The 16,281-nt window shown below is 59.0% G+C and carries 17 protein-coding genes and 2 pseudogenes; 5 read left to right on the top strand and 14 right to left on the bottom strand.

All coding sequences use genetic code 11. The features are described 5' to 3' along the window. Nucleotides 1–168: 168 nt before the first annotated feature. Genes KGA81_RS15225 through KGA81_RS15255 form a run of 7 tightly spaced genes read right to left on the bottom strand, consistent with a single transcriptional unit; the run spans nt 169 to nt 6,452 of the window. Nucleotides 169–873, bottom strand: coding sequence for a 2-oxo acid dehydrogenase subunit E2 (locus KGA81_RS15225; protein ID WP_223547022.1), 705 nt, complete (start codon nt 871–873; stop codon nt 169–171). A 3-nt stretch (nt 874–876) separates the two neighbouring features. After that, nucleotides 877–1,110, bottom strand: coding sequence for a lipoyl domain-containing protein (locus tag KGA81_RS15230; RefSeq protein ID WP_223547023.1), 234 nt, complete (start codon nt 1,108–1,110; stop codon nt 877–879). Nucleotides 1,111–1,114: 4 nt separating this feature from the next. Beyond that, nucleotides 1,115–2,140 carry an alpha-ketoacid dehydrogenase subunit beta gene (locus KGA81_RS15235; RefSeq protein ID WP_223547024.1) on the bottom strand — a complete coding sequence of 342 codons (1,026 nt, stop codon included), beginning with the start codon at nt 2,138–2,140 and terminating at the stop codon, nt 1,115–1,117. Nucleotides 2,141–2,164: 24 nt separating this feature from the next. Further along, nucleotides 2,165–3,244 (bottom strand): 2,3-butanediol dehydrogenase, encoded by a 1,080-nt coding sequence (locus KGA81_RS15240; protein WP_223547139.1) that lies wholly within the window; start codon nt 3,242–3,244, stop codon nt 2,165–2,167. A 56-nt stretch (nt 3,245–3,300) separates the two neighbouring features. Further along, nucleotides 3,301–4,290 (bottom strand): thiamine pyrophosphate-dependent dehydrogenase E1 component subunit alpha, encoded by a 990-nt coding sequence (locus KGA81_RS15245; protein ID WP_223547025.1) that lies wholly within the window; start codon nt 4,288–4,290, stop codon nt 3,301–3,303. A gap of 12 nt (nt 4,291–4,302) precedes the next feature. Continuing rightward, nucleotides 4,303–5,883, bottom strand: a complete 1,581-nt coding sequence (locus tag KGA81_RS15250) for a GMC family oxidoreductase (RefSeq protein WP_223547026.1) — start codon at nt 5,881–5,883, stop codon at nt 4,303–4,305. Nucleotides 5,884–5,933: 50 nt separating this feature from the next. Continuing rightward, a complete protein-coding gene (locus KGA81_RS15255) occupies nt 5,934–6,452 on the bottom strand; it encodes a transcriptional initiation protein Tat (protein WP_223547027.1) in 519 nt (172 codons plus the stop codon). Between the two features lie 940 nt (nt 6,453–7,392). Here KGA81_RS15255 and KGA81_RS15260 point away from each other — a divergent pair. Then, a complete protein-coding gene (locus KGA81_RS15260) occupies nt 7,393–9,342 on the top strand; it encodes a sigma-54-dependent Fis family transcriptional regulator (RefSeq protein ID WP_223547028.1) in 1,950 nt (649 codons plus the stop codon). Between the two features lie 61 nt (nt 9,343–9,403). Here KGA81_RS15260 and KGA81_RS15265 read toward each other — a convergent pair whose 3' ends face one another. Continuing rightward, nucleotides 9,404–9,955, bottom strand: coding sequence for a VOC family protein (locus KGA81_RS15265; protein WP_223547029.1), 552 nt, complete (start codon nt 9,953–9,955; stop codon nt 9,404–9,406). Between the two features lie 316 nt (nt 9,956–10,271). Here KGA81_RS15265 and KGA81_RS15270 point away from each other — a divergent pair, with 316 nt between their 5' ends. Beyond that, entirely contained in the window at nt 10,272–10,592 is a 321-nt protein-coding gene (locus KGA81_RS15270) for an isochorismate lyase (RefSeq protein WP_223547030.1), read from the top strand. A 52-nt stretch (nt 10,593–10,644) separates the two neighbouring features. Here KGA81_RS15270 and KGA81_RS15275 read toward each other — a convergent pair whose 3' ends face one another. After that, nucleotides 10,645–11,031, bottom strand: coding sequence for a YkvA family protein (locus tag KGA81_RS15275; protein WP_223547140.1), 387 nt, complete (start codon nt 11,029–11,031; stop codon nt 10,645–10,647). Between the two features lie 113 nt (nt 11,032–11,144). Then, nucleotides 11,145–11,861 carry a class I SAM-dependent methyltransferase gene (locus KGA81_RS15280; RefSeq protein ID WP_223547031.1) on the bottom strand — a complete coding sequence of 239 codons (717 nt, stop codon included), beginning with the start codon at nt 11,859–11,861 and terminating at the stop codon, nt 11,145–11,147. Nucleotides 11,862–12,250: 389 nt separating this feature from the next. Between KGA81_RS15280 and KGA81_RS15285 the strand changes: the two genes are divergently transcribed. Continuing rightward, on the top strand, nt 12,251–12,556 hold the full coding sequence (locus KGA81_RS15285; protein WP_223547032.1) for a hypothetical protein: 306 nt from the start codon (nt 12,251–12,253) through the stop codon (nt 12,554–12,556). A 138-nt stretch (nt 12,557–12,694) separates the two neighbouring features. Here the strand turns inward: KGA81_RS15285 and KGA81_RS15290 are convergent. Both KGA81_RS15290 and KGA81_RS15295 read right to left on the bottom strand, forming a co-directional pair. Then, nucleotides 12,695–12,897 (bottom strand): annotated as a pseudogene (locus tag KGA81_RS15290) (integrase); the annotation flags it as partial. A gap of 46 nt (nt 12,898–12,943) precedes the next feature. Next, nucleotides 12,944–13,174, bottom strand: coding sequence for a hypothetical protein (locus KGA81_RS15295; RefSeq protein ID WP_223547141.1), 231 nt, complete (start codon nt 13,172–13,174; stop codon nt 12,944–12,946). A gap of 175 nt (nt 13,175–13,349) precedes the next feature. On the opposite strand from KGA81_RS15295, the gene KGA81_RS15300 reads away from it, so the two are divergent. Continuing rightward, nucleotides 13,350–15,011, top strand: a complete 1,662-nt coding sequence (locus KGA81_RS15300) for a SulP family inorganic anion transporter (protein ID WP_223547033.1) — start codon at nt 13,350–13,352, stop codon at nt 15,009–15,011. A 16-nt stretch (nt 15,012–15,027) separates the two neighbouring features. Here the strand turns inward: KGA81_RS15300 and KGA81_RS15305 are convergent, their stop codons facing one another. Then, nucleotides 15,028–15,219, bottom strand: coding sequence for a ribbon-helix-helix protein, CopG family (locus KGA81_RS15305; protein ID WP_223547034.1), 192 nt, complete (start codon nt 15,217–15,219; stop codon nt 15,028–15,030). A gap of 181 nt (nt 15,220–15,400) precedes the next feature. Between KGA81_RS15305 and KGA81_RS15310 the strand changes: the two genes are divergently transcribed. Continuing rightward, complete coding sequence (locus KGA81_RS15310) at nt 15,401–16,141, top strand: Mut7-C ubiquitin/RNAse domain-containing protein (RefSeq protein WP_223547035.1); 741 nt, start codon at nt 15,401–15,403, stop codon at nt 16,139–16,141. 7 nt (nt 16,142–16,148) lie between these two features. On the opposite strand, the pseudogene KGA81_RS15315 reads toward KGA81_RS15310, so the two are convergent. Further along, nucleotides 16,149–16,226 (bottom strand): annotated as a pseudogene (locus tag KGA81_RS15315) (histidine/lysine/arginine/ornithine ABC transporter ATP-binding protein); the annotation flags it as partial. Between the last annotated feature and the right edge of the window lie 55 nt (nt 16,227–16,281).

Below are 16,281 nucleotides of genomic sequence, written 5' to 3' on the forward strand. Positions count from 1 at the left end.
ACGTGACTGGAAGCGCGGCACCGTTGCTCCAGACCGCAACACGGGTAGAAACGAGTCGCAGGGTCGCCATTGCAGCAACCCCCACTCCTGCTCTGCGATGTACACACGGCCGGGCAACTGCCGCTCAGCCGTCCAGGCCGGCCTGGATACTGACGCGGCTGATCCGGCTCATGGTGGCTCTACACCTTCGATTCGCTGGCACAGATCATCGAGGAAGTCTGCGGCAGGAGCACCGTTCACGGCCCGGTGATCAAAGGTCAGCGAAAGGCCCATGAAGTCGCGCTCTGACAACGAACCATCGGCGCCTCGTTGCAGGCGACGCTGGATGCCTCCCAGCCCGATAATGGCCACCTGAGGGACATTGAGGATGGGCGTGAAGAAACGCACCCGCGACAGCCCCAGGTTGGTCACGGTCACCGTGGCACCCGTCAGCTCCTTCACCGAGAGCTTCCCGGACAGTGCCTTGTCCACCAGGGCCCGGCGTGCAAGTGCCAGGCCCTGCGCATCCAGTTGGTCGGCATCGAACAGTGCGGGCGCTACCAGCAGATCGTCCGGCAGCGGGATCGCCAGACCAAGATGCACCGGGCCATGCCGCGTGATCTGGTTATCCTGCAGGGTTGCATTGAGTCCCGGATGGTTCTTCAGGGAACAGACGATCTCAAACAGCAGCAGGTCCTGGAGCGATACCTGGCTACCCGCAGCCTTCAACTGCGCCCGTTTCGCCTGCAGGTTGGTCAACTCGCATTCAGCATGGTGAGTCAGTTGCGCCGCAGTCTGCAGGCTTTCGCTCATCTTCGCAGCGATCATTTTTCGCATGCCTTTCAAGAGCACGGTGCTACCGGAACCGGCAGTAACATTCTGTATGTGCCCCATGGCTCACTCCACCAACCCGATGGTCGCGCCTTTGACGACCACCGCGTCTTCTTCTTCGAGGATTTTCAGCACACCGCAAGCCGGCGCCTCGATCTCGAACTGGGCCTTTTCCGACATGATTTCTGCCACCAGGTCGCCTTGGGCAACTTCGGCGCCATCACTGACCAGCCAGGAAGTGATTACGGCTTCGGCGTCGCCTTCCCAGAGGTCAGCGGGAATCAGGATTGAGTTGGACATGTTGTTATTCCTCGTTCTTCAGGTTCTGGTAGGCCGCAACGATCTTTGCTGCGCTAGGCAGCGCCCATTGCTCCATAGGCGGGGTGAAAGGAATCGGAATGTCGGGGAAAGCCACCCGCTGCGGGCGCGCCTTGAGCATCCCGATGTCGTGTTCGACGACGCTGGCGATGATTTCGCCGCTCACACCGAAGCTGTGGTAGTCCTCGTCGACAACGATGAGTCGGCCGGTCTTGCGCACAGAGGCGATGACGTGCTCACGGTCCAGCGGCACCAGACTGCGCAGGTCCACGACTTCGGCGCTGACACCCTGCTGCTCCAGTTGCCGGGCAGCGCGCAGCGCGTGATGCACGCCGGCGCCCAGGCTGACGATACTGACATCACGGCCTTCGCGGACCGTCTTCGCCTTGCCGATTTCCACGGTATAGGGTTCCTCCGGTACAGCCACCGTGGCGCCCTTCTCGGTACCCAGCCAGCCCATGCCCTGCAGCGACTTGTGGAACAGGTAGATGACCGGATTGTCATCGCGAATGGCGGCGGTCATCAGGCCTTTGGCGTCGTAGGCGTTGCTCGGCACCACCACCTTCATGCCTGGCAGGTGAGCGAAGGTGCCGTAAAGGCACTGCGAATGCTGCCCGGCGTCGGAGTAGCCGGCACCGGTGGATGCCATCAGCACCATGGGCACGCTGACCTTGCCGCCGGAGAAGTAGGTGTTCTTCGCCATCAGGTTGTAGATCGCGTCCATACAGACGCCGAAGAAGTCGACGAACATCAGTTCGACAATCGGACGCATGCCGTCAGAGGCCGCGCCCACGGCAGCGCCGATGAAGGCGGTTTCCGAGATAGGCGTATCACGAATGCGCGCGCTGCCGAATTCTTCATGCAGGCCACGGGTGTTGCCGAACACCCCGCCGAGTTGGCCAATGTCCTCGCCCATCACGAAGACCCGTGGGTCGAGGCGCATTTCCTGGGCCATCGCCTCGGCCATGGCGCGGGCGATGGTGAGTTTGCGTTCTTTGACTGTTGCAGACATGTCTCGTTTCCTCCGTCGATGGGATCAGTGACGGGCAGCGGCAAGCGCGGACGGCCTGACGATGATCTTCACGTTCTGGTCCTTGTTGTTGACCAGCTCCTCGAAGCCCTGCTCGAGGATGTGTTCCAGCTCGATCCGCCCGGTGATCAGCGGAGTGACGTCCAGGCGGCCGTCGGCGATCAAAGCGATGACATCGGCGAACTCACCGTTGTAGGCCAAGGCGCCAATAACCTGCTTTTCGGTGGCGACGATTTCGAAGAAGTTGAATTCGCTGGGCTCCTCGAAGATGCCCACCATCACGCAGCGCCCGCCCTTGCGAATGACATCGATAGCCAACTTGGCAGTGCTCTTGTGGCCGATGCATTCGAAGGAAACCGCGGCACCATATCCATCTGTCAGTTCGCGCACCGAAGCAATGGCATCGCACTGGCTGGGGTCAAGCACCAGGGTGGCCCCCACCTCAAGCGCCTTCGCCTTGCGCGCCGTGGACATTTCGAGCGCGATGATCCGGGCCGCACCCGCGGCACGGGCGCACATGATGGTGCACAGACCGATGGTTCCAGCGCCGACTACCACCACCGTCTGGCCGAGGAGGCTGCCGGCCTTCTTCACCGCGTGCATGCCAACGGCCAGAGGTTCGATCAGCGCGCCGGCCTCTTCAGGGAAACCTTCCGGCAGGCGGTACAGCAGATTTGCCGGGATGTTGACCAGTTCAGCGAACGCACCGTTGTTCATCAAGCCGGTGAAGGCGAGGTTCTCGCACAGGTTGTATCGGCCCTGCTGGCAGAACCAGCATTTACCGCAATGCTGGCAAGCATCGGCGGCCACACGCTCACCTACTGCAAAGTTCTGAACCCCCTCACCCAGGGAGACAATCTCGCCGCAGAACTCGTGGCCGAGAATGCACTGCCCTTTGAGGCCGGTGAGTGGGTGGGCGGTATCAGTGGGAATGAATACCGGCCCGGCCAGGTATTCGTGCAGGTCCGAGCCACAGATGCCGCACCATTGCACACGGATTTGCACCCAGCCCGCCTGAGGTTGTGGCGGGCAGGCAACTTCCTGCAGGCGGATGTCGCGTCGACCATGCCAGACTGCGGCCTTCATCGTCGGTTGTCGGTTCATGTCAGTCTCCTTCTTGTCGTTGTTGTGGCGGGCCCCGTTCACACGAACACCCTTTCCAGAGCTTCTTGCGGTGCCGGATAGGCACTGTCGCGGGCGAACTGCACCGCAGCGTCGACGCGTCCCCGGGCACGTTCTTCAATCGCAGCGGCGCCGACCTCGTCCAGCACGCCCAGATCCAGCAGGCGTTGGCGGTACTCCGGAATCGGGTCCTTTGCCAGCAGGGCTTGCTTCTCGCCGGCAGGACGGTAGGTTTCACCGTCCCCCATGAAATGGCCGGCCAGGCGGTGAGTTTCGATCTCGATCAGGCTCGGCCCTTCACCGGCACGGGCCCGGGCAATGGCCTCACCGGCTGCGGCGAAGATGGCATCGGCGTCGTTACCCGGGACGAACACGCCGGGCATGCCATAAGCGGCAGCACGCACGTAGTTGCGCTCGATGGCAGTCGAAGCGGCCTTGGCCACCGAGATGCCCCAGGCGTTGTCCTCGATGACGAAGACCACCGGTAGCTTCCACAGCGCGGCCAGATTCAGGGTTTCGTGGAAGGCTCCCTGGTTCGCTGCGCCTTCACCCAGGTAGGCCACGGCGACTCCGGACTTACCCTGTAGCTGGCGCGATAACGCCGCACCCACCGCAGGGCCCATGCCTTGGGCGATGATGCCGGAGCAGGAGAAGTTCACCCGTGCGTCGAACAGGTGCATATGGCCACCGCGGCCGCCAGACAGGCCGGTCTTTTTGCCGAAGATCTCGGCGACCATCTCGTCCAGGTCTACGCCCTTGGCCACGGCGATGTGGTGTGGCCGGTGGGTGGCGGTGACGATGTCCTCCACCGCGAGGTGGGCGCAGACACCGACGGCGCAAGGCTCCTGACCGTTGGACAGGTGCATTTCACCGGGAATTGGCCCATTGGCCATGTTGAATACAGGCGTCTTGCCTTCCATGTAGATTCGTTCGATGGACTCTTCCAGGTAACGGCTGACGAGCATCTGCTCGAGCATCCAGAGTCGCTGGGCTTTGCTGGGCGTGGTCATGGGACTGGCTCCTCAGAGGGCGCGCTGGTTCATCAGCGCGCCGATGTGCTCGGCCTGGCGCAAGGCCAGGGCGACAATGGTCAGGGTCGGGTTCTGCCCGCCGCTGGTGGTGAACTGGCTGCCGTCAGAGACAAATAGATTGGGAATGTCGTGGCTCTGGCCCCATTTGTTCACCACGCCGTCGGAAGCTTTGGCGCTCATGCGGTTGGTGCCCATGTTGTGACTGGCCGGGTAAGACGGCAGGCGGATCACCTCGGTGGCACCGACCGCCTCGTAGCACTTGCGGGTCTGCTCCACGCCGTGATTGCGCATGGCGGTGTCGAAGGCATGGTCGTCCTTGTGCACCACCGGGACAGGCAGGCCGTACTGGTCCTTCTCGGCGCCGTGGAGGGTGATGCGGTTGCTCTCCATGGGCAGGTCCTCACCGCACAACCACACGCCGGACATATGGTCGTAGCGTTCCATCCGCGAAGCGAAGGCACGCCCCCAGCCCTGCGGGGTCGGATCGAGGAAGGCGGACATGAACGGCAGGCCCAGGGACAGGATTTCCAGCCGGTAGCCACCGACGAAGCCCCGCGAAGTGTTGTTGTAGGACTCGTCGGAAATGATTCCGGCACAGGTGGTGCCCCGATACATGTGAATCGGCTTGGGCAGCACTGCGTAGATGCCCGCGGTGGTGTGACACATGTAGTTGCGCCCAACCTGACCGGAGGAGTTGGCCAGGCCGTCCTTGAACATCGAGGACTCGGAGTTGAGCAACAGGCGCGGCGACTCGATGGAGTTACCGGCCACGCACACCACTCTGGCCTTCTGGCGTTGTTGGCGACCCTCGGCGTCGGCGTAAACCACCCCGGTGACTCGGCCGCGGGCATCGTGTTCGATGCGAAGCGCCATGCTCTGCGGACGCACCTCACAGTTGCCGGTAGCCTCGGCGCGGGGGATATCGGTGTAGAGCGTCGACCACTTGGCGCCGATGCGGCAGCCCTGCATGCAGAAGCCGATCTGCATGCATCCAGGACGGCTGTCATAGGGCTGCGTGTTGATCGCCATCGGGCCGGACTGGATTTCTTTGTAGCCAATGCGTTGGGCGCCTGAGGCCAGGACCTTGAAGGAGTTGTGCCATTGGTGATAAGGCATTCCGGTGCTTGGACCGGTCACGCCCATGTGCTTCTCAGCCTTGACGTACCAGGGCTCCAGTTCCTCATAGCTGATCGGCCAGTCCAGCACATTAGCGCCCTTGATATCGCCGTTCTCGGTGCGCATGCGAAACTCGAAGTCGCGAAAGCGCAGGGCCACGCCGGCCCAGTGCACGGAACTGCCGCCCACCGCTTTGACGATCCAGGCCGGCAGGTTCGGGTGGTTGCGCGCCACGTCCCAGTTGCCGGTGGCGATGCGTTTGTCGAGCCAGGAAATCTTGTTGAACATGGCCCACTCATCGTTTTCGATGTCGGACATCTCGTAACGCTTGCCGGCTTCCAGCACCACGGTACGGATTCCTTGCTTGGCCAAGGCGTGAGCCAGGGTCCCGCCGCCGGCGCCCGAGCCGATGATGACGACGACATCGCTGTCGTCCTGGGAGTATTTCGCTGCCATGGGGTTAACCCTCATTGTTGGAATGGATGGAGCCGCGAAGAGAAGGCTGATCAGAGCCAGTCGAGGTCGTTGAATCCACGCGCGATATAGCCACCTTTCTCCACCGACGAGCCCTCGTAGCCAAACAATGGGAACAGCGTCTTGTTGTCGTAGATGCCAAACATCAGCGCACTGCGGGTTTCGCGGAAAAACGGCGTAGTCTCGATCTCGCGAAGCAGAGCAACGCGATCGTCCTCGCTGACGATCTCTTCGAAAGGCCGACCCTGTGTGGCGTGGGCGCGTCCCTGCAGGGCCTTCAAGCCATCGTTGACCAGGTCCGGGTGTTTACCGAGAAGCTCGACCAGCGACTTGGCATACGGTGCATCGCCAAGCCGGTCATGGGGATAGATATCGCGCCCCATCTGCAGCAGCCCGGCGGGCAACCGGGGCAACACGTCGTCGGCGATGGCGGTGACGGGAATGAGCTGGCTGAAAACGGCAGTAGCGCCGATGATCAGGGCCGATTGCCCCGATAGACTGAGGAAGCGCCGACGGCTCAGAGGGCCACTCAGGGGTGAAGAGTCATGCATGGCAGAGCTCCAGGCTTTTGCCGGCACGCCTGTAAGGTGGGAACAGGTGTGGCCGACGTTATTGTTATTAGTCCGGGTGCCTTTCCGGCCCCTTCGACAGTGAAGGGGCAACTTGTGTGCCAATGCCAAAAACCAATCTTAACTAACTGTTTTTAAATGACTTTTTAGAATTTAAAAAACTTCATTCGCGTATGACCTGTAAAGCGAAGGCTTTACACCTGTAAGCATCCGTCCAGGCGTTTTACATACGTAAAGGCTGGCGATACCTGAACTGAGTGCGAGATCGCAGCGTCTTTCCCGGTAATCCGTGAGGAACCAAAAAAAAGCGTGGGCACGCCACCTTGTAGGAGCTGGCTTGCCAGCGAAGGTCGTCAACGATTACGCGTGTAAACCGGATAAACGCGGCGCACGTGAGTCCATCGCCGGCAACCCGGCTCTTGTAGGAGCTGGCTTGCCAGCGAAGGTCGTTAACGATAACGCGTGTAAACCGGATAAACGCGGCGTACTTGAGTCCATCGCCGGCAAGCCGGCTCCTACAGGTATTGCGTTATCGGTGTTTCCCGGGATTGCATGAAGAACCACAAATAAGGGGGACCATTTACTAATGCCAGTCAGTTAAGGGATCGACCAGCGCTGATTAACCTGTGGCGAGGGAGCTTGCTCCCGCTGGGCAGCGAAGCGGCCCCAACAAATGGGCCTGCTGCGCAGTCCAGCGGGAGCAAGCTCCCTCGCCACGGGTTCAGTGTCTCGGCTTAACTGATCGGCATTAGGACCCTTTACCTGTCTTCTGGCGGTGCTTCAGCCGCGCTCAACGGGAGAAGTGACAGCGCAGGGCTAAACTCGTAATGTGATTGCAACCGTGCCAGCCCGCCCCCCACGTGCTGATGCCAAACAAGAACAAGATCGTCACGGGCCCCTCATCCCGTGTCCGGGAGGCCGCATGAGCACCCTTTCGACCCCCAGCCTGCACATCGACACTGTGCTGTCCTACGCCAGCGATAACGCCGGGCACGAATCCATCATCACCCGTTCCTGGAAGCGCTGTATCCAGGATTACGGTCTGGATCCGGCCAAGCCCGCGCCACCGCGGTTTGTTCCGCGTCAGGTATTGCGCGAACACCAGGATCACGCGGACGAGCTGATCAACGTGGCCCGTGCAGGCGTCGAGCAGCTGTACCGCCACATCGCCGAGCTGGGGTACGTCATTCTCCTCACCGACAGCCGAGGGATCACCGTGCAGTTCCTCGGCGATCCTCTGGATGAGGTGGCGCATCGCAAGACCGGCCTGTACCTGGGCGCCGACTGGAGCGAGAACCACGCAGGAACCTGCGCAGTGGGGACCTGTATCAAGGAGCAACTGCCGCTGACCTGCCACCACCATGATCATTTCAGCGCCCATCACATCGCCCTGACCTGCACCGCAGTGCCCATCTTCAATCCCCACGGGCAACTGCTGGCCGTGCTGGATATCTCGGCATTGAATTCACCACCGTCCAAGGACTCCCAGCAATTCGCCCTGCAACTGGTCAAGCAGTACGCACGAATGATCGAGGATGCCTACTTCCTGCGCCGCTACCGTGAAGCTCATATCCTCTGCTTCGACCGTTCCCGCGAGTTCGTCCTGATCAATCGCCAGTACCTGCTGGCGATTGCCGGGGACGGCAGTCTCCTGGCGGCGAATACCGCGGCCCGTGTACTGCTCGCCGAATGTGGCTTGCAGCTGCCGGAGCGGCCTTCGGCACTGGCGCGTCGGATCGGTATCCAGGATCTGTTCGACTGCGAACCTGAAGACATCTTCAGCATCCCCCGCGCCAGCCCCGACCAGGTACGCGCCTTCCGTACCCACCGTCAAAACGCCCTGTTCTTCGCCGCGTTGATGGAGCCCAGCCGAGCGCCCGTTGCCCCTCAAGCTCAACGTTCGAGTCAGGAACGCTGCCCGCTGGATGACCTCTCCGACGATGACCCCGCCATGCGCAAGATGCTCGCCCGTGCCAAGCGGCTGTGCAGCGAGCCGCTGAACGTACTGCTAAATGGCGAAACCGGTACCGGCAAAGAACGCCTTGCCCGCGCTTTGCACGACAGCAGCAACAGGCGCAAGGCCCCCTTCGTCGCCATCAACTGCGCAGCAATGCCTGAGTCATTGATAGAGAGCGAACTCTTCGGCTACCAGCCAGGCACCTTCACCGGGGCACGCAGCAAGGGTATGCGAGGGCTGATCCAGCAGGCCGATGGCGGCACACTGTTCCTCGATGAAATCGGTGACATGCCGCTGCATCTGCAGACGCGGCTGCTGCGCGTGCTTGCCGAGCAGGAAGTGATGCCACTGGGCGGCGAAAAGCCGATCAAGGTCAATATCCGCGTCATCGCGGCCAGCCACCGCGACCTGCGACAGTTGATTGAACGAAACGAGTTCCGCGAAGACCTCTACTACCGCCTCAACGGCGCGATCCTGCGCCTGCCGGCGTTGCGCGAACGGGCCGACAAGAACTACCTGATAGAACGCATTTTCAGAGAGCTCTGTGAACAGCGCCAATCTCCCGCACGAATCCGGGGCGACGCCATGAGCGCTCTGCTCGGCTACGCCTGGCCAGGCAATATCCGCGAGCTGCGCAATGCGTTGCAGTACGCGCTGGCCACCGCGGAGACGGACGAAATCACTGTGAATGACCTGCCCGAAGAATGCCTGCCGAGCGTCAATCAAAAACAGGCCAGGAATTCGGTTCCCATACAGGAACAACAGACATCCCACGCACGCGAAATCGAGGACTGCTTGCGCAGGCAGCGCTGGAATGTCAGCGCCGCGGCACGCGAGCTCGGCATGTCACGCCCGACCCTATATCGCTGGATGAAGCTTCACAACATCGTTCCTCCCAACGCCCTGGACAGCTAAACCAAAAGTTTCAGATGCCTGTAACCGGCCCGAGCCGGGCCGGCCGGGCTTTCAAGTCGAATCAGTGCTCAGGCGTGCGCGGGTCCCAGAGAAGGCGCGTCACGCCTTTCTCGTAGCCCATCCCGTCCGGGAAACTCACCAGCTCCAGCTGCAACCCCCAGGGCGCCAGGAAGTACACCCAGGTCAGGCCCTTGGCCGGGCCATCGGTGAAGGTCGATGGAGCATCCAGTACCTGCACGCCACGAGACTGCAAGTACTGCACCGCCGCCGCCATGTCGTCCACATAGAACGCCAAATGGTGCCCGCCGACGTCGCTGTTGCGGGGCAACCGACGATTCTGGTCGGGAGCTGTGTACTCGAATATTTCCAGGTTGGTGCCGTTGCCACATCGGACCATCTGGAAGTCGCGAATAGACGCGCGCGGATGCACGTTGAGGTGCCGCTCCATCCAGTCGTCATCAAAACGGAACTCGCCAAAGGTGAAGTATGGCTCGCAGCCAAGCACCTCGACGAAGAAGGCAACAGCCTTAGACAGGTTCGGCACCGTGATGCCGATATGCTGCATGCCACGCATTCCCGGCAGAGCGTCATTCAGGTTGTTCTTGTGGGTCATGAGGGAGTCTCACTTGTTGTTGTACGAGATTTGCCAGCTTCGTGCTGACACATTCCCTGCTGCACACCCGATGCCACAAACTAACCCATTGATTTGAATAGCAGTCCCTCCCGCCGTAGTCAGCAGCGGTGTAAAGGCCTTTACAACTGCAAGGCGTTACAACAAACAGTTAGCCGATCCGCCGTAGCCAAAAAAACCACCCATCGTGCGGCGGACTGCGAATTTTATGGTATTCAGGCTGTATCACTCATGGAAGACAGCGCGCTGGTACTTCTTGCGAAGGCCCACGATTTTTTCAGCAAACGGAGTCACCCACATGGACGTCATCAATCAGTTGCAGCCCGAAGAGTGTGCAGGCATGGAGGATATTCGACGCGAAATCGATGCCCTTGATCAGGTTGTCATCAAACTGTTGGGCAAACGTTTTCACTACGTACTGGCCGCCTCGAAGTACAAGACTTCAGCGACTTCGGTGCGAGCTGCGGAGCGTTTCAAGGCCATGCTGGCGACACGACGCGAGTGGGCCGAGGCTGAGGGCCTGAGCCCGGATGCGATCGAGAGAATGTACAGTGACCTGGTGAACTACTTCATTGCACAAGAGATGAAACACTGGGCGGCCCATCAATCCGACACCTGACTCCAGGGGACGTCATTCAAACTGACCGCTCGGTGGGGGCGCTGACTTCCAATCAGAGGAAGTAAGCCCCCAAAATACCCGCAGCAACGAGCCAGACGGATACAACGATCACTGCAGCAAATCGGTTCGCTGGCCGCTTCACTTGGCTTTTCTCCCACTCACTCGCTTCGAGCCGACAGTCCTCGAGCACCTGCGCCGGCATCAGCCGAATCGCGAGCAGAATGCCAAGCGGCAAAATGATCACGTCGTCCAGGTATCCAAGCACAGGAATGAAATCAGGAATGAGGTCGATGGGACTCAGCGCATACGCCACGACAAAAACCGAAATCCATTTGGGCAACCAGGGTGTTTGCGGATGCTGATAGCAAAACCAGAGAACCATGGTTTGCCGTTTCAGCTTTCTGGCCCAGCCACGTAAACGATCAAGTATGCGTTTCATGTCGTAATTGTCAGTACCTGAAGGAGCGTAGCGCTCTGGGTGATTGAATCGGTCGATTTTTGCCTGTCGAGACGGGCGGAAAACGGCCAAAAGCGACCCTTACGCGTCCATGTTCAGGCCATTTTGCACGTCAACCAGGCTCCCCAGAAAAGGCTACTGAAGAAACGGGTAGCGTTCCCGAATCCTGCTTCATTCAGCAGCTTTTGAACCGCTGCTTCGGAATGTGGAGGGTCGGCGCCTTGAAGGATTTTCCCAAGTTTGACCTTCACTTCGTCCGGGCTGGCTCCATGCTGCCGCCACCGTTGCCCCCAGGCAGCGAGGAGTAACGGCTGGCTGGCATACGCATATTGATTCCCTGCGACAATCAGCGGCGCCCCCGGCTTTAGATGAGCCTGAATGGATCGTAATATTCTTCGCTTGGCATCATCCCCATCGAGATGATGGAGTACACCGATCAAAGTGGCTGCGTCGTATGCCTCGCCTGCTGCCAAGTCTTCAACATGCCCAAGATGCATGGCCGTTCTTCCGAGCAAATTGTTTGCGTCTAACTGCTGTTTCGCTGCTTCCAGCATAGGCCCGGATGGATCAACGGCAGTGAAACGCCAGCCCGGCTCAAGCTTAGCCATTGCAATGATCTCCTGCGCAGTACCGCCAGCGCCCACCACAAGTATTTTTGCCGATCCCACATTGCCAAGGCTTGCCGCCAGCATGCACGCCGCCAGGTCTTGGCAAGCGTCGTATCCTGCTAGTGCAATGCGGCTCTGACGGCCGTACTCATTGGCCCGTGAGGTATCAAATTTTTCAGCTGAGTTGAGAGGGGATGATTTCAAGGCGGTTCTCCATGTCCTCAAATCAAGCTACGCCACCTTCAGAAATAATAAAAATTCATTAATTTTATATATTGCATTCCTACAAGGAATGAATGGTTCAAATCAACTCACCTCTCTCAGACTGGTTCCGCCTTGTAATGACAGTCAACTAAGGGTCGATCTCTGTCGATCACGATAGTCAAAAATCGGCCAAGACCGGACCGTGAACACCCTGTTCATGGCACCTTACGAACACAAAAATCATGTCACTCGTTCTCGTGACTCTATGTTGCGTTTTCTGCCGCTACACTCAAGCGGACCAAGGCATTGCACATGGACAAGGCGCGTCATCAGACACAAATGGCGCAAACATTACGCAACTTATATCGTCCACTTATAGTGAGTCGCCCATGAACCGTCGATTGCTCTGCGCTTTCATCGCGATGTCACTTTCATGGTCAAATCTGCATGCCGGTTACTGGAAGGATTCAAATGGCAATCCACACCCAGACACTGAATCAAGACGATCCGTCGGCGAGTTTGGTGGCTCACTATTAATCACCTCCGATCCCGATTGGGAAAAAAAGTGGGATACTTCGCCCGAAACCATTCCCGTATTTAACGAAGCAAAGGTTGCTACCCAAGGTAAATGGTGCGGATTCCACGACCATCCGGACACCCATTCCACCAACATCCGGACACTGATTCCACGCTGATCCGGACACTCATTCCACGAGTATTCGGACACCGATCCAACGATTGCGCGAATGACCGCCTCACGCCCTGAGGAAGTCAGTTAACCTGAATCAAGACTCTTGAGGAGCGATGGCCCACGCTTCCTCAAAGCATTCAAATAGGTGGTTTGAGTCGTGCAATCGGGACGCAAACAAGAAATCCTCGCTGCGAAGGCGGGCCTTTTGCATCCAGGCCTCCAGAACCGTTCGGGTTTGCTCAGTGATTTCAAATTGCACTGGGTGCCGGGTTTTCTACCGCATCACGTTGGCCCGTGACGACACATGTTCCCCTGGGCGATGTCTCGGACTCGCAGCTTGGTTACTCGACCCTCACTGACATGATCATGTCTGCAGAGTGTGACCCAAGGGTTAAAAGTGGATTTCAGCAGTCTTGAGACCCAGCTCTCGAAGCTCGGCGATCAGGTCATCCAGATGCCCGAAAGACTCGACCTCTTCGTTGTCATCGACCAGGAAATAGCTTCTCCCGGCGTCCTTCTTGAAAAACACGATCCACTCCTTGGGGTTGGTCGGGTTTGCGATCACATGGGTGTCAAAGGTCACGCCTTCGGCATGTTTGGATTTCACAGTTTTACGATTCATGTCCGTCACCACGCTACGCGCGTTCTCAAGATTCTCTATTTGCAGTGCATGCCCGCCCAGCTCCATCTGAACTTTCACGATAAACATCTCCAAACGCACGAAGCGCTGGATCAAGGGCATTTCAATTATCACTGTATGTTAATATTATGCACATGCATCGACTGAGGAGCTAGCCATGATTGCGATAGGTGAGGCATGGAAGGCGGGGTTGTTGAGGCGAGAGCATTGGCTCCGCAATTTGGTGTCTGGCGTGATCGTCGGGGTCGTGGCGCTCCCCCTTGCAATGGCGTTTGCCATTGCATCTGGCGTCAAGCCTGAGCAAGGCATCTATACCGCAATCATCGGTGGCCTGCTGGTTTCGCTCTTTGGCGGAAGCCGCTTGCAGATTGCCGGGCCGACCGGTGCGTTCATCGTGATTCTGGCGGGGGTCACGGCCAAGCATGGTGTTGACGGTCTGCAAATCGCCACGATGATGGCGGGGGCCATGTTGTTATTGCTGGGGATGGCCCGCCTCGGTGCAATCATCAAGTTTATCCCTGACCCGGTGATTGTCGGATTCACTGCGGGCATCGGCGTGATCATCTGGGTCGGACAGTGGAAAGACTTTTTCGGTTTACCGAAGATCAGTGGAGAGCATTTCCATGAAAAGCTCTGGCATCTGCTCCAGGCCCTGCCGGATCTTCACATGGCCACGACCCTGCTGGCAGTGCTTAGTCTTTTGCTGGTCATCACCGCGTCCAGGATTCCCGGATTCAAACGGGTACCTGGCCCGCTGATCGCAATGGCAGTCGCTACAGCGATACAGTCAACCTTTCATTTCGAGGGGGTCGCCACGATTGGCAGTGCATTTGGGGGCATACCCCAAGGTCTTCCAGCGTTAAGCCTGCCTGAAATCACGTTGTCTCGCGTCGTCGATTTGATTGGTCCGGCATTCACTATCGCCATGCTTGGAGCAATCGAATCACTGCTGTCCGCCATGGTGGCCGATGGCATGGCGGGCACCAAGCACGACTCCAATCAGGAGCTGATCGGTCAGGGAGTGGCTAATCTGGTCACGCCATTGTTTGGCGGTTTCGCAGCCACCGGGGCCATTGCCCGCACTGCAACCAATATCCGTAACGGCGGCACGAGCCCGCTGGCCGGCATTACGCACGCGGTCACCCTGGTGCTTATTGTGCTGTTCCTGGCACCTCTGGCCTCAAACATCCCGCTGTGCGCCCTGGCCGCCATTCTTTTCGTGGTCGCGTACAACATGAGCGAGTTGAAGCACTTCAAGCGCATGGTCCAACGGGCTCCACGCGCAGACGTAGCTATCCTGCTCATCACCTTCAGCCTCACCGTGTTCAGCGACCTGGTGATCGCCGTGAATATCGGTGTCATTCTTGCCATGCTGCACTTCATGCGTCGCATGGCCTCCTCTGTGGAGGTGCAACAGGTCGTCGAGCACGAGCTTGAAGAAGAACTGAGGGCCAACGGGCACACTCGCCTGCCGCCAGGGACATTGATTTATACGATTGAAGGGCCATTGTTCTTTGGCGCGGCCGAGACCTTTGAACGTGTGTTGGCACAGACCCATACCGACCCACGTCTGCTGATTATTCGCTTGAATCGTGTACCGTTTATGGACATCACTGGCTTGCAGGTGCTGGAGGAGGTCATTGAGCAGCTGCACGAGCGCAATATCGTGGTGAAACTCTGCGAAGCGAACACCAAGGTGCTCAACAAGCTCGACAGGGTGGGGATCTTGCAAAAAATCGGCACGGAGCATTACCACGCCGACTTCACAAGCGCGCTGGCTAAAGCGGTCAGTCTTGCAGAGGGTCCGTCAACGCTCTAGAGGCTTACCGCCCGTGTCAGGTCATCCTGGTGCTGGCGGCATGCTTACTCTTGGTCGAATAGCTGGCACCGTGGGTGTCCAGGTAGTCACGAATCAGTTGACGGACAACTTGCGAAGACGTCAGGTCTTGTGCTGCACAGAGCTCCTCGAACGCTTTTTTCTTGACGGGATCAATGAGCACAGTGAGGCGCGCAGTCTTGCTTTCCATGGAGTATTCAATCGCTCAAGTCGCTGGATGTTAATCAAATTGTAATTGCCTTGTCCGGTGCTGTCACTGTACTGCTCGTTACCTGGACTTTACCCACAAGAAAAGATTTGGCCCTCACAAGCGAGATGGGTGATGTCCGGACCGGACTCGCACCTCCCGCAGCCCTGCCATACTGTTGAGCATGACCCGTGCAACTTTCCGCTTCTACGAGGAGCTCAACGATTTTCTGCCGGCCGAACGGCGGCGGCAGTCCTTCGCCTGCGAGTGCGCGCAAGGGGCGACGGTCAAGCACATGATCGAGGCGCTCGGAGTACCGCACACCGAGGTCGAACTGGTGCTGCTCAACGGCGAGTCGGTGGGCCTTGAGCGGGTGATCCTCGACGGTGACCGGCTGGCGGTGTATCCCAAGTTCGAAGCGCTGGACATCAGCCCGCTGCTCAAGGTTCGTGCGCAACCTTTACGGGTGCTGCGCTTCGTCGCGGATGCACACCTTGGCGGGCTGACCAGCCTGCTGCGCATGAGTGGCTTCGACACGCTCTACGACAATGGTTTCGAGGATGGCGAGATCGCCGAGATCGCTGCGCAGCAAGGACGCATCGTGCTGACCCGCGACCGCGAACTGCTCAAGCGGCGGATCATCAGCCACGGCTGTTACGTGCATGCCCTGAAACCGTCGCTGCAGCTGCGCGAATTGTACGAGCGCCTCGACCTGGCGCGTAGCGCGCGGCCATTCAGCCTGTGCCTTCATTGCAACCTGCCGCTGCACGAGATCAGCCCGGAGCTGGCTCGGCCGCTGGTACCGCCACGCATTGGCGCCCTCTATTCGCACTTCGTGCGCTGCGACGCCTGCCAACGGGTTTACTGGGAAGGTTCGCACTGGCGCGGCATGTGTGCATTGCTGGCACCTCTGCTGAACCGATAGCCGCACTCATCGGGCACTCGATAATGTTTTCCAGCACAGTCATGTGGCTCCACAAACTGAAGTACTGAAACACCATCGACAATCGGCATAACTGCCAGTGGTAGAGCGCTCGAACGAGCGCCCTGTTCAAGCTGACGACG

The sequence above is a fragment of the Pseudomonas sp. A-B-19 genome, assembly GCF_019947515.1.
GTDB lineage: Bacteria > Pseudomonadota > Gammaproteobacteria > Pseudomonadales > Pseudomonadaceae > Aquipseudomonas.